The 12,788-nt window shown below is 65.7% G+C and carries 11 protein-coding genes; all 11 read right to left on the minus strand.

Annotation, left to right across the window (positions count from 1 at the left end):
- Positions 1-2 precede the first annotated feature (2 nt).
- The 11 genes from J7U37_RS05540 to nuoF all read right to left on the minus strand — a co-directional run bounded on the left by J7U37_RS05540 (position 3) and on the right by nuoF (position 12,787).
- Positions 3-782: a biotin--[acetyl-CoA-carboxylase] ligase gene (locus tag J7U37_RS05540; RefSeq protein WP_282103654.1), complete on the minus strand. Its 780-nt coding sequence runs from the start codon at positions 780-782 to the stop codon at positions 3-5.
- A 4-nt stretch (positions 783-786) separates the two neighbouring features.
- On the minus strand, positions 787-2,229 hold the full coding sequence (gene nuoN / locus J7U37_RS05545; protein ID WP_056178951.1) for an NADH-quinone oxidoreductase subunit NuoN: 1,443 nt from the start codon (positions 2,227-2,229) through the stop codon (positions 787-789).
- Positions 2,230-2,241: 12 nt separating this feature from the next.
- The gene (locus J7U37_RS05550; protein WP_056178948.1) at positions 2,242-3,765 is read right to left on the minus strand and encodes an NADH-quinone oxidoreductase subunit M; all 1,524 of its coding nucleotides are present in this window, start codon (positions 3,763-3,765) and stop codon (positions 2,242-2,244) included.
- Between the two features lie 31 nt (positions 3,766-3,796).
- A complete protein-coding gene (nuoL, locus tag J7U37_RS05555) occupies positions 3,797-5,959 on the minus strand; it encodes an NADH-quinone oxidoreductase subunit L (RefSeq protein ID WP_247635063.1) in 2,163 nt (720 codons plus the stop codon).
- A gap of 143 nt (positions 5,960-6,102) precedes the next feature.
- Positions 6,103-6,408, minus strand: coding sequence for an NADH-quinone oxidoreductase subunit NuoK (nuoK, locus tag J7U37_RS05560; protein WP_055947368.1), 306 nt, complete (start codon positions 6,406-6,408; stop codon positions 6,103-6,105).
- Between the two features lie 43 nt (positions 6,409-6,451).
- Positions 6,452-7,072: an NADH-quinone oxidoreductase subunit J gene (locus J7U37_RS05565; RefSeq protein WP_056178943.1), complete on the minus strand. Its 621-nt coding sequence runs from the start codon at positions 7,070-7,072 to the stop codon at positions 6,452-6,454.
- Positions 7,073-7,260: 188 nt separating this feature from the next.
- Positions 7,261-7,749 (minus strand): NADH-quinone oxidoreductase subunit NuoI, encoded by a 489-nt coding sequence (nuoI, locus tag J7U37_RS05570; RefSeq protein ID WP_056178940.1) that lies wholly within the window; start codon positions 7,747-7,749, stop codon positions 7,261-7,263.
- A gap of 25 nt (positions 7,750-7,774) precedes the next feature.
- The gene (gene nuoH, locus J7U37_RS05575) at positions 7,775-8,797 is read right to left on the minus strand and encodes an NADH-quinone oxidoreductase subunit NuoH (RefSeq protein ID WP_056483763.1); all 1,023 of its coding nucleotides are present in this window, start codon (positions 8,795-8,797) and stop codon (positions 7,775-7,777) included.
- Positions 8,798-8,809: 12 nt separating this feature from the next.
- On the minus strand, positions 8,810-10,891 hold the full coding sequence (gene nuoG, locus J7U37_RS05580) for an NADH-quinone oxidoreductase subunit NuoG (RefSeq protein ID WP_247635064.1): 2,082 nt from the start codon (positions 10,889-10,891) through the stop codon (positions 8,810-8,812).
- A gap of 36 nt (positions 10,892-10,927) precedes the next feature.
- Positions 10,928-11,362: an NINE protein gene (locus J7U37_RS05585; RefSeq protein WP_247635065.1), complete on the minus strand. Its 435-nt coding sequence runs from the start codon at positions 11,360-11,362 to the stop codon at positions 10,928-10,930.
- A 123-nt stretch (positions 11,363-11,485) separates the two neighbouring features.
- Complete coding sequence (nuoF, locus tag J7U37_RS05590) at positions 11,486-12,787, minus strand: NADH-quinone oxidoreductase subunit NuoF (RefSeq protein WP_056178930.1); 1,302 nt, start codon at positions 12,785-12,787, stop codon at positions 11,486-11,488.
- Position 12,788: the final 1 nt, after the last annotated feature.

Genomic DNA, 12,788 nt, shown 5'->3' on the forward strand with positions numbered 1-12,788 from the left:
CCTCAAGCCGCCGTCGCGGCCGTTCCCAGATGCACCTCGCCCGCCGTCACGGTCCGTCGCGTTCCATCCTCCGAGCGGACGACGAGGCGTCCCGCTCCGTCGATCGTCTCGAAAATTCCGTGTACGAGGGTGTCGCCTGTCCGCACCGAAACCGGCGCGCCGATCCCGGCCGCGTCAGCGATCCAGCGCTCGCGGATTCTCTCGAACCCGCGGCCACGGTCCCATTGTCGCGCTGCGTCGATGACGGCGTCCGTCAGGTGGACGAACAGATCCTCGGCGCGCGTGTCGTACCGCATCTGCCTGAGGCAGGTTGCGGGATAAGGCAAGCCCTGTGGCGCCGCAGCGACGTTGACGCCGAAGCCCATCACGACCGCGCGACGCCCGCCGGGGCGGCTGTCGGCCTCCAGCAGGAGGCCCGCGAGCTTGGCGCCGGAGGCCAGAACGTCGTTCGGCCACTTCAGGCGGCACCCTTCGACGCCGACGGCGGCGAGGGCGGCGGACAGGGCGACACCGGCGACGAAGCCGAGGGTCGGCACCTGGCCGGGCTCCACGTCGTCCACCGGCCACAGCAGGCTCGCGGTCAGGTTGCCGGGCTCGGAGGCCCAGGCATTGCCGCGCCGGCCCCGGCCCGCGTCCTGCCGATGGGCCACGATCCAGAGCGGACCGGTCTCGCCGACCCGGAAACGCGCCATCGCCTCGGTGTTGGTGGAGTCGAGGCGCTCGTGGACGTGGAGGCGATGTCCCGCGACCCGCGCCTGCGGGCCGAGGCCGTATCCGCTCAACGGGCTAGAACAGCGACTTGGCGGCGGCACCCGCGGCGTCCACCAGCGGGGCCGGCACGATCCCGAACAGCACCACCACGAGACTCGCCAACGCGAGGACGATGCGGGTGCCGGGCGCCATCGGCTCGTAGGCGGCCACCGGCTCGTCGAAATACATCACCTTGACGAGGCGCAGATAATAGAACGCCCCGATCACGCTGGTGACCACGCCGATGATCGCCAGGGCCACGAGGTCGGCTTTGATGGCGGCGGCGAAGACGTAGTACTTGGCGAAGAACCCGGCCAGCGGCGGGATGCCCGCGAGGGAGAACATCATCGCGGCGAGGCAGAAGGCCAGGACCGGATGGGTCCGCGACAGGCCGGAGAGATCGTCGACGGTCTCGAACATCTGGCCGCCGCGCCGCAGCGACAGCAGCACCGCGAAGGCGCCCAGCGTCATCGCGAGGTAGATGATCATGTAGACGACGACGCCCCGGATGCCTTCCGGCGAACCGGCGGCGAGGCCGACCAGGGCGTAGCCGACATTGCCGATCGACGAATAGGCCATGAGCCGCTTGAGCGAGCGCTGGCCGATGGCGGCGAACGAGCCGAGCGCCATCGAGGCGATCGCCACGAACACGATGATCTGCTGCCACACCGCCGTCACGTCCGGGAAGGCGCCGATGAAGAGCCGCACCGTCATCGCCATGGCGGCCATCTTGGGCGCCGAGGCGAAGAACGCCGTCACCGGCGTCGGCGAGCCCTCGTAGACGTCGGGGGTCCACATGTGGAACGGCACGGCCGCGAGCTTGAAGGCGACGCCGGCGGCCACGAAGACGATGCCGAGCACGATGCCGAAGCCCGCCGTGCCGTCGAGCGCCGCGACGATGCCCGGAAAGGAGACGGTGCCGGTGAAGCCGTAGACCAGGGAGGCGCCGTAGAGCAGCATGCCCGAGGAGAGCGCGCCGAGGACGAAGTACTTCAGCCCGGCTTCCGTGGACTTAAGGTTGTCGCGATGGAACGCCGCGATGACGTAGGCGGCGAGCGACTGCAGCTCGAGTCCGAGATAGAGCGAGATCAGGTCGTTGGCCGAGGCCATCACCATCATGCCGACGGTGCACAGGATCAGCAGGATCGGGAACTCGAACCGGTCGATGCGCTCGCGCTGGAAGTAGTCGCGCGAGAGCAGGATCGTGGCGGCCGAGCCGAGCAGGATCAGCGCCTTCATCACCTTGGAGAAGTTGTCGATGATGAACGAGCCGTTCAGGGTGGTGATCTTGGCGCCCGACTGGGACATGACCGCGAACAGCGCGAGCACCAGCAGGATCAGGGCGCCGACATTGACGCCCTCGGCGGAGCGCTCGCCCCGGAACGCCCCGTAGAGGATCAGCACCAGCACGCCGATGCTGAGGATCAGCTCCGGCAGGGCAGGCCCGAGCGCGGGCAGGACGATCTGAGCGGCGTTCATCGGATCAAGCCTTCAGCGCGACACGGACGGCAGGGTGGCCGCGGCGGTCTGCGTGTTCGAGAGCGCGGTCCGCATGCTCTGCATCAACGCTTCCGTCGAGGGCGCGAAGGTGTCGAGCACGGGGGCCGGGTGGACGCCGTAATAGATCGTCAGGGCGACGAGCGGCGCGATGATGATCTTTTCGCGGAGATCCAGGTCGAGGATGCCCTGCAGGTTGGGCTTCTCGAGCTTGCCGTAGATCACCCGGGCGTAGAGCCAGAGGGCGTAGCCGGCCGACAGGATGATGCCGAACACCGAGAAGAACGCCACCGTCGGGTTGGCCCGGAAAGCCCCCATCATGGCCAGGAACTCGCCGACGAAGCCCGACGTCCCGGGCAGGCCGACATTGGCCATCGTGAACACCATCATGGCCGCCGCGTAGAGCGGCATCCGCTTCACCAGCCCGCCATAGGCGGCGATCTCGCGGGTGTGCATCCGGTCGTAGACGACGCCGACGCAGAGGAAGAGCGCGCCCGACACGATGCCGTGCGAGATCATCAGGAACAGCGCGCCCTGGATGCCCTGCTCGTTCATGGTGAACAGGCCGAGCGTCACGAAACCCATATGCGCCACCGACGAGTAGGCAATGAGCTTCTTGATGTCGGTCTGCATCAGGGCGATCAGCGAGGTGAAGATGATGGCGATCACCGAGAGGGCGAACACCATCGGGGCGAAGGCTTGGCTCGCATCCGGGAACATCGGCAGCGAAATCCGGATGAAGCCGTAGCCGCCCATCTTCAGCAGGATGCCCGCCAGGATCACCGAGCCGGCGGTCGGCGCCTCCACGTGCGCGTCGGGCAGCCAGGTATGGACCGGCCACATCGGCATCTTCACCGCGAAGGAGGCGAAGAAGGCGAGCCACAGCCACGTCTGCATATGCACCGGGAAGCGGGTGTGCAGCAGGGTCGGGATGTCGGTGGTGCCGGCATGCCAGTACATCGCCATGATGGCGAGCAGCATCAGCACCGAGCCGAGCAGGGTGTAGAGGAAGAACTTGAAGCTGGCGTAGATGCGCCGCTTGCCGCCCCAGATGCCGATGATGAGGAACATCGGGATCAGGCCAGCCTCGAAGAACAGGTAGAACAGCACCAGATCGAGGGCGCAGAACACACCGATCATCGTCGTCTCGAGGACCAGGAAGGCGACGAAGTATTCCTTCACCCGGATGTTCACCGAGAGCCACGAGGCGCCGATGCAGAACGGCATCAGGAACGTGGTCAGCAGGATCAGCGGCATCGAGAAGCCGTCGACGCCGAGCTTGAACCGCGTGGTCTCGCTCAGCCAAGCATGGGTCTCGACCAGCTGGAAATTCGCGGTCGTCGCGTCGTAGCGGCCCCAGGCCACCAGCGAGAGCAGGAAGGTGGCGAGGGTCGTGATGAGCGCGGCCCAGCGGGCATTGCGCTTCGAAGCCTCGGTCTCCTCCCCGAGGGTGAGGATGAAGGCCGCGCCGCAGAGCGGCACGATGAGGAGGCCGGAGAGAATTCCGAGGCCTAACATGAGCGGGCGCTCCGATACGTGACGGCGGCCATCAATGGGCGACCTTGGGCAGGCCGGTCAGCATGTACCAGCTGATGAGGGCGGCGACGCCGACGAGCATGACGAAGGCGTAGTGGTAGACGTAGCCGGTCTGGAGACGGACGACGCCGCGGGTCACGTCGAGGACGCGGGTGGCGATCCCGTCCGGACCCATGCCGTCGATGACCCGGCCATCGGCTTCCTTCCAGAGGAACTTGCCGAAATCCTTGGCCGGTCGGACGAAGATCCGGTCGTAGAGTTCGTCGAAGTACCACTTGTTGAGCAGGAACCGGTACAGGCTCGGCTGCTGGGCTGCGAGTTGGCCCGGCAGTTCCGGCCGGCGGATATACATCCAATAGGCCAGCACGAAGCCGATCAGCATCATGATGAAGGGCGAGTAGGCCACCAGCGCCGGCACCGCGTGGATGTCGTGCATGATGTGGTTGTCCGGGCCGTGCCCCAGGGCGTGGCCCCAGAATGTCTCCATGCCCTCGCCGATGAAGCGGTTCTTGAAGATCAGCCCGGCGAAGAGCGCCCCGAAGGCGAGGATGCCGAGGGGGATCGTCATCACCAGCGGGCTCTCATGCGGCGTGTGCGCATGATCGTGGTGCTCGATGGCGCTGTGCGAGGCCGGCTCGACGTCGTGGCCCTTGTCGTCGTGGGCGACGCCCTCATGATGGCCCGGGGCGCCGTCGGCCTCAGCCGACGAATTGACATGGACGGCTTCAACCGACGAACCCACATGCGCGACCTGGGCGGAGGCGCCGGCCTGGACAGCCGCATGCCCGGCGGCATGGTGATCGTCGTGATGCGCGGCGCCATGGCCGGCCCAGCGCGCCGGTCCCTCGAAGGTCATGAAGAACAGGCGCCAGGAATAGAACGAGGTCATCAGCGCGGCGACGACGGTGCAGATGAAGGCCAGGGTGTGCCCAGGCCGCGTCGACGCATAGGCCGCCTCGATGATGGCGTCCTTCGAGTAATAGCCGGCGGTGAAGGGGAAGCCGATCAGCGCCAGGGTGCCGATGGTCATCATCGCCGAGGTGAAGGGAATGTAGCGGCGGAGATTGCCCATGTTCCGCATGTCCTGCTCGTGGTGCATCGCGTGGATGACCGAGCCGGCGCCGAGGAACAGCAGCGCCTTGAAGAAGGCGTGGGTGAAGAGGTGGAACACGGCGGCCGAATAGGCGCCCACGCCGAGCGCCACGAACATGTAGCCGAGCTGCGAGCAGGTCGAGTAGGCGATCACCCGCTTGATGTCGTTCTGCACGAGGCCGATCGTGGCGGCGAAGAACGCCGTGATGCCGCCGATCACCGTGACCACGATGAGGGCGTTGGGAGCGAGTTCGAACAGCGGCGACAGGCGCGCCACCATGAACACGCCGGCCGTCACCATGGTGGCGGCGTGGATCAGCGCCGAGACGGGGGTCGGCCCCTCCATCGCGTCGGGCAGCCAGGTGTGCAGCAGGAACTGGGCCGACTTGCCCATGGCACCCATGAACAGCAGCAGGCAGGCGAGCGTCAGGGCGTTCCAGTCGTAGCCGAGGAAGTGGAAGGTCGCGTCCTTGATCTCGGGCGCGCGAGCGAAGATGCCATCGAAGGCGATCGATCCCGTCAGCACGAAGACCAGGAAGATGCCGAGCGAGAACCCGAAATCGCCGACGCGGTTGACGATGAAGGCCTTCATGGCGGCGGCGTTGGCCGAGGGCTTCTCGTACCAGAACCCGATCAGCAGGTAGGAGGCGAGGCCGACGCCCTCCCAGCCGAAGAACATCTGCACCAGGTTGTCAGCCGTCACCAGCATCAGCATGGCGAAGGTGAAGAGCGACAGGTAGGCGAAGAAGCGCGGACGGTGCGGATCCTCCTCCATGTAGCCGATGGAGTAGAGGTGCACGAGGGTCGAGACCGAGGTGACCACCACCAGCATGATCACCGTCAGGGTGTCGATGCGGAAGGCCCAGTCGACCACGAGGTCGCCGGCGGTGAACCAGGTCGCCACCTGCACGCGGGTGGCGTGCTCGGTGCCGGGCACCTCGAGGAAGGCGCCCCAGGACAGCAGCGCCGAGAAGGCGAGGAGGCCGGTGGTGATGCCCTCGCTGAGCTTCGGGCCGAGCTGGCGGCCGAACAGGCCGGCGAGCAGCGCACCGACGAGCGGGAGGAAGACGATCGCGTGATACATCGCTGGCTTGTCCGGCCTCCTGGGGTGCGCCCGGGCCCGCGCAGGGCGCGGGAGCCGATGCGGCGCCCTGTGTGTCGTGTCACCGGTCCGGCGCGCGGAGACCGCGATGCCGGACCGTCAGAATCGATGGGTGTCGGTTCCGCTCACCCCTTCATCATGTTGACGTCCTCGACCGCGATCGAACCGCGGTTTCGGAAGAACACGACGAGGATGGCGAGGCCGATGGCCGCTTCCGCCGCCGCCACGGTCAGCACGAACAGGGCGAAGACCTGTCCGGTGATATCGTTGAGGTGGGTCGAGAAGGCGACGAGGTTGATGTTGACCGCGAGCAGGATCAGCTCGACGGACATCAGGATGACGATGACGTTCTTGCGGTTCACGAAGATGCCGAGCACGCCCAGCGTGAACAGGATCGCGGCGACCGTCAGGTAGTGGCTCAGGCCGATCATCGGATGTGGCTCCCGGTCTCTGCCGTTCGAGGTCCGCAGGCCATCAGACTTCCACGCCCTGGCGCGAGGGTACCTTGCGGGTCTCCACCGCCATGGCCTGCGTGCGCGCGTTCTGGACGGAGATGTTCTGACGCTTGACACCCGGACGGTCGCGCAGGGTCAGCACGATGGCGCCGATCATCGCCACCAGCAGGATCAGGCCGGCGAGCTGAAAGAAGAAGACATAGTCGGTGTAGAGCACCCGGCCGAGGGCCTGGGTGTTGGTGACCGCCTCGGCGCTAGCGACCGGGCCGAGGGGCGCCTGGATCAATCCGGGATCGATGGTCCACGACCCGACCACCAGCAGCAGCTCGATCAGGAACACCGCGCCGATCAGGGCGCCGATGGGCAGGTATTGCTGGAAGCCCTGACGCAGCTGGGCGAAATCCACGTCCAGCATCATCACGACGAACAGGAACAGCACCGCGACGGCGCCGACATAGACGACGACCAGGATCATCGCCAGGAACTCGGCGCCCATCATCACGAACAGCCCGGCGGCGTTCACGAAGGCCAGGATGAGGAAGAGCACGGAGGCCACGGGATTGCGCGAGGCGATCACCATGAAGCCCGAGGCGATGGTCACACCTGCGAACAGGTAGAAGAAGGCAGCGGCTGCGCTCATGCGATTCTAGAGATCAGCCGTCCCGAGGACGGCCCCTTCTGCCGAAACTGTGCCACGGCCCACCGGCCGCCCGTCTATAGAACCCGCCCCTGCGGTGCACAACCGCCTCGGCGCGCCTGGGCCGGTTCCGCGGAGGCAGAACCGGCGCTCTGTTTCATCCGCCCGGAGTCGGGCCGCATTCCGGTCGTTCAGCGGTAGGGCGCGTCCACCGAAAGATTGCGGGCGATCTCGCGCTCCCAGCGGTCACCGTTCAGCAGGAGCTTCTCCTTGTCGTAGAGAAGCTCCTCGCGGGTCTCGACCGAGAACTCGAAGTTCGGCCCCTCGACGATCGCGTCGACCGGGCAGGCCTCCTGACACATCCCGCAATAGATGCATTTCACCATGTCGAGGTCGTAGCGCGTCGTGCGGCGGGTGCCGTCGTTGCGGCGGGGGCCGGCCTCGATGGTGATGGCCTGGGCGGGGCAGATCGCCTCGCACAGCTTGCAGGCGATGCAGCGTTCCTCGCCGTTGGGGTAGCGACGCAGGGCGTGCTCGCCCCGGAAGCGCGGGCCGCGATGGCCCATCTCGAAGGGGTAGTTGATCGTGGCCTTCGGCTTGAAGAAGTACTTCATCGCCAGGACGAACCCGGACGCGAACTCCTTCAGCAGCAGACCCTTAGCGACCTGATCGAGCTTCATGGCTCGGATCTCCGTGAGGGGGTTGTCAGGCGCCCGGCGCGAGGCCGGTGAGCTTGAGGACAAAGGCGACGACGATGACCGAGACGAGCGAGAGCGGCAGGAACACCTTCCAGCCGAGGCGCATGAGCTGGTCATAGCGGTAGCGCGGCACCATGGCCTTCACCATGGCGATCATGAAGAACAGGAAGCTGGCCTTCAGGGCGAACCAGATCAGGCCCGGCACCCAGGTGAAGGGCGCGAACGGGATCGGCGAGAGCCAGCCGCCGAGGAACAGCACCGTGCCGAGCGCGCACATGGTCATGATGGCCACGTACTCACCCAGCATGAACAGCAGGTACGGCGTCGAGGAATACTCGACCATGTAGCCAGCCACGAGTTCCGATTCCGCCTCCGGCAGATCGAAGGGCGGGCGGTTCGTCTCGGCCAGCGCCGAAATGAAGAACACCACGAACATCGGGAATAGCCAGAGCCAGTACCAGCCCAGGATGCCCAGCGAGGTGTCCTGCGCCATGACGATGCGCGACAGGTTGAGCGACCCGGCGCAGAGCAGGACGCAGATGATGACGAAGCCGAGGGAGACCTCGTAGGAGATCATCTGCGCCGCCGAGCGAAGCGCGCCCAGGAAGGCGTATTTCGAGTTCGACGCCCATCCGCCCATCAGCACGCCGTACACTCCGAGCGAAGAGATCGCGAAGATGTAGGTGATGCCGACGTTGAGGTCGGCGATGGCCCAGCCCTCGGCCAGCGGGATCACCGCCCAGGCGGCGAGCGCCAGGGTGGCGAAGACCAGGGGCGCCAGCAGGAACAGCGCCTTGTTGGCACCGGCCGGGATGATCGGCTCTTTCAGGACGAATTTCAGCAGATCGGCGAAGGACTGGAACAAACCCCAGGGCCCGACCACGTTGGGTCCGCGCCGGAGCTGGACCGCCGCCCAGATCTTGCGATCGGCCAGCAGGGCGTAGGCGATGAAGACGAGGAGCAGCGCCAGCAGGACGAAGCTCTTGAGCACCAGGAGCAGGACGGTGCCGAGGATTTCCCAGGAGGTCATGGCAGGAAATCCTTATTCGGCCGCTTCGAGGCCGCGCACCCGGGCGAGGCTCGAACACTCGGCGAGCACCCGCGAGGCGCGGGCGATCGCGTTGCTGAGATAGAAGTCCGGGATCGCCGAGGCGAAGGCGGTGCGGCTCGGCTCGCCGCTCAAGGCCGACAACGTCTCGACCGTGGCCACGGCGTCGCTCGGGGCGATCGCATCGAGAGCGGCGAAGTGCGGATGCTCTGCATAGAGGGCACGCCGAAGCGCCGCCAGCGAGTCGAACGGCAGGCGCCGGCCGAGCACGTCCGACAGGGCGCGCAGGATCGCCCAATCCTCTCGGGCATCGCCCGGCGGGAAGCCGGCCCGATTGGTGGTCTGCACCCGACCCTCGAGGTTGACGTAGGTGGCGCTTTTTTCGGTATACGCGGCACCCGGCAGGACGACGTCGGCGCGGGTGGCACCGCGATCGCCATGCGTACCCTGGTAGATCACGAAGGCGCCGGGTTCGATTGTGACCTCGTCGGCACCTAGGTTGTATACCACATCGAGCGAACCCGCTCCCGCGATCCCGGCGAAGTCCAGCCCGCCCTCCCCCGGCACGAAGCGGAGATCGAGGGCGCCGACCCGCGCAGCAGCCGTCTGGAGCACGCCGAAGCCGTTCCACTCGGGCGTCACCGCGCCGATATCCTTCGCAAGCTTCGCCGCGGCGGCCAGAATAGCGGCGCCGTCGGGTCGGGTGAGCGCCCCCGTGCCGACGATGATGAGCGGACGGCTGGCCGCCTTCAGGGCCTCGGCGAAGCTGTGCTGGCCGGAGGCGAGGTCGGCCAGCGTCTCGGGGCCGGCACCCAGATAGGTGTGCGGATAGGTGAGGTCGACGGGCTCGCCGATGAGGCCGACGGCCAAAGGTCCCATGCGCCAGCGCTTGCGGATGCGCACGTTGAGCAGCGAGGCTTCGAGACGGGGATTCGTTCCGACGAGCAGGATCGCGTCCGCGTCTTCGATCCCGGCAATGCCGGTGCCAAAGGTGTAGGCAGCCCGGCCCCAGGACGGATCGATCGCTTCGCTGGCCTGCCGGCAATCGAGATTCGTCACGCCAAGCGACGTCATCAGTGCCTTCAGCGCATAGATCTCCTCCACACCGGCCAGATCGCCGACCACGGCGCCCATGCGCTTCGGGTCGGTGTTCTTGACCTTGGCGGCGATAGCGCCGAACGCCTCACCCCAGGACGCAGGACGCAGCCGACCATTCTCACGTAGATACGGGCGGTCCAGGCGCTGGGTCCGCAGGCCGTCCACAGCGTGGCGGGTCTTGTCGGAGATCCATTCCTCGTTGATCCCCTCGTGAACCCGCGGCTCGATCTGCATGACCTCGCGACCGCGGGCATCGACCCGGATGGCGCAGCCTACCGCGTCCATCACATCGACGGATTCAGTTTTCGACAGCTCCCAAGGCCGAACCTCGTAGCTCTGCGGCTTGTGGACCAAGGCGCCGACGGGGCAGAGGTCGGCGACGTTGCCCTGAAGCTCGGAGCCCATCGCAGATTCGAGGTAGCTGGTGATCTCCATGTCCTCGCCGCGCCCGATGGCGCCGAGATCCGGCACGCCAGCGACTTCTGCCAGGAAGCGGACACAGCGGGTGCAGTGAATGCAGCGATTCATGGCGGTCCGCACCAGTGGACCGATGTACTTCTCCTCGACCGCGCGCTTGTTCTCGCCGTAGCGGGTCGAGTCGACGCCGTAGGCCATCGCCTGGTCTTGGAGATCGCAGTGGCCGCCCTGGTCGCAGATCGGGCAATCGAGCGGGTGATTGATGAGGAGGAATTCCATCACCCCCTCTCGCGCCTTCTTCGTCTGGCCCGAGCGAGTCAGCACCTCCGGTGGTTCGCCGTTGGGACCGGGCCGGCAATCCTTCACCGCGTAGGCGCAGGAGGCCACCGGCTTCGGCGCGCCCTTCAGCTCGACAAGACACATCCGGCAATTGCCCGCGATGGACAGCCGTTCATGGAAGCAAAAACGCGGAATCTCCGCGCCCGCGATCTCGCACGCCTGGAGCAGCGTGTAATCCGCCGGAACATCGACCTCGGTGCCGTCAACGACGATCTTGGTCATCTCAGTACCCTTACTCGGACCGTCTTCATCGCCCGACTATACCTTCGCGACATATTGCGCGTAAAAAGCTTCGTCCGACTTCGTCAGGTAAACAATGGCCTCGACGAGACAGACGATTGCCAGAATTCCCGGAATTATACCCAGAGTGACCCAGCCGACAGTTCCCATCAGCAGGTAGGCAATTCCCCAGCCCGTCTGGCCAAGATAAAACTTGTGCGCGCCGAGAAGGCCCAGAAAAAAGGCCAGCAAAGCAGCAACCAGCTTGTTTCGATCGCCTAAGCTATTCGACTTCAGCACGAAGATATTCAGCGCAGCACCGCTCTCAGAAACGAAGTCAACGTCTTGTCCAGGGAGCAAAATGCGCTGACTGCCCTGTAATGCGCCACGAACAAACTGGTATCGGAGGCCATCATCTCCGCTGATGATGCCCTGCCCGGCGGAATCATCGTATCCCAGAACTTTCCCACGCATCAGAGTCTCTTTTTGTCTCTATCAGCCAGACATTTGAATCATTTTTACTAAGTTCAAACTTGCTCGCAGCAGGATTAGTGAGCCGTGCCCACGGTTAAGCTCTAGGATCTAAAAATCGGATCGTCACTCGGCCGCCATCGGCACCGGGTCGGAATGCGGATTGGCACTGTAGCGGTCGATGCGCTTCTCGATCTCGGGACGGAAGTGGCGGATCAGCCCCTGGATCGGCCAGGCCGCCGCGTCACCGAGCGCACAGATGGTGTGACCCTCGATCTGCTTCGTCACGTCGAGGAGCATGTCGATCTCGCGGCGCTGGGCCCGGCCCTCGGCCATGCGCAGCATCACGCGCCACATCCAGCCTGTGCCTTCGCGGCAGGGCGTGCACTGGCCGCAGGATTCGTGCTTGTAGAAGTAGGCGATGCGGGCGATGGCCGAGACGATGTCGGTGGAGCGGTCCAGCACGATGACCGCCGCAGTACCAAGGCCGGAGCCGAGGTTCTTCAGAGTGTCGAAGTCCATCTTGGCGTCGATGATCTGCTCGGCCGGCACCAGGGGCACCGAGGAGCCGCCAGGAATGGAGCAGAGCAGGTTGTCCCAACCGCCGCGCATGCCGCCGCAATGCTTGTCGATGAGTTCGCGGAAGGTGATTCCGAGCTCCTCTTCGACGTTGCAGGGCTTGTTGACGTGGCCCGAGACACAGAACAGCTTGGTGCCGGTGTTGTTCTTCCCGCCAAGGCCAGCGAACCAGGCACCACCGCGACGCAGGATGGTGCCTGCCACCGCGATCGACTCGACATTGTTGACCGTCGTCGGGCAGCCGTAGAGGCCCATATTGGCCGGGAACGGGGGCTTCAGGCGCGGCATGCCCTTCTTGCCCTCGAGGCTCTCCAGAAGTGCCGTTTCCTCGCCGCAGATATAAGCGCCGGCGCCGTGATGGACGTAGATGTCGAAGGGGTAGCCGTGGATGTTGTCCTTACCGACGAGCCGCGCCTCGTAGGCCTCGTCCACGGCCCGCTGGAGGGCGTGCTTCTCGGCGACGTACTCGCCGCGGATATAGATGTAGCAGGCATGGGCGGCCATCGCGAACGAGGCCAGCAGGCAGCCCTCGATCAGGAGGTGCGGATCATGCCGCATGATCTCCCGGTCCTTGCAGGTGCCCGGCTCGGACTCGTCGGCGTTGACCACGAGATAATGGGGGCGCCCGTCGGACTTCTTGGGCATGAACGACCATTTAAGGCCGGTCGGAAATCCAGCGCCACCGCGCCCGCGCAGGCCCGACTGCTTCATCTCGTCGATGATCCAGTCGCGTCCCATCTCGAGGAGGAACTTAGTACCGTCCCAGGCGCCGCGCTGCTTGGCCGCTTCCAGCCCCGGTGCGTGCAGGCCATAGAGGTTCGTGAAGATGCGATCCTGATCGGCGAGCATG

This window comes from Methylobacterium sp. 37f, from assembly GCF_023093475.1.
Lineage (GTDB): Bacteria > Pseudomonadota > Alphaproteobacteria > Rhizobiales > Beijerinckiaceae > Methylobacterium.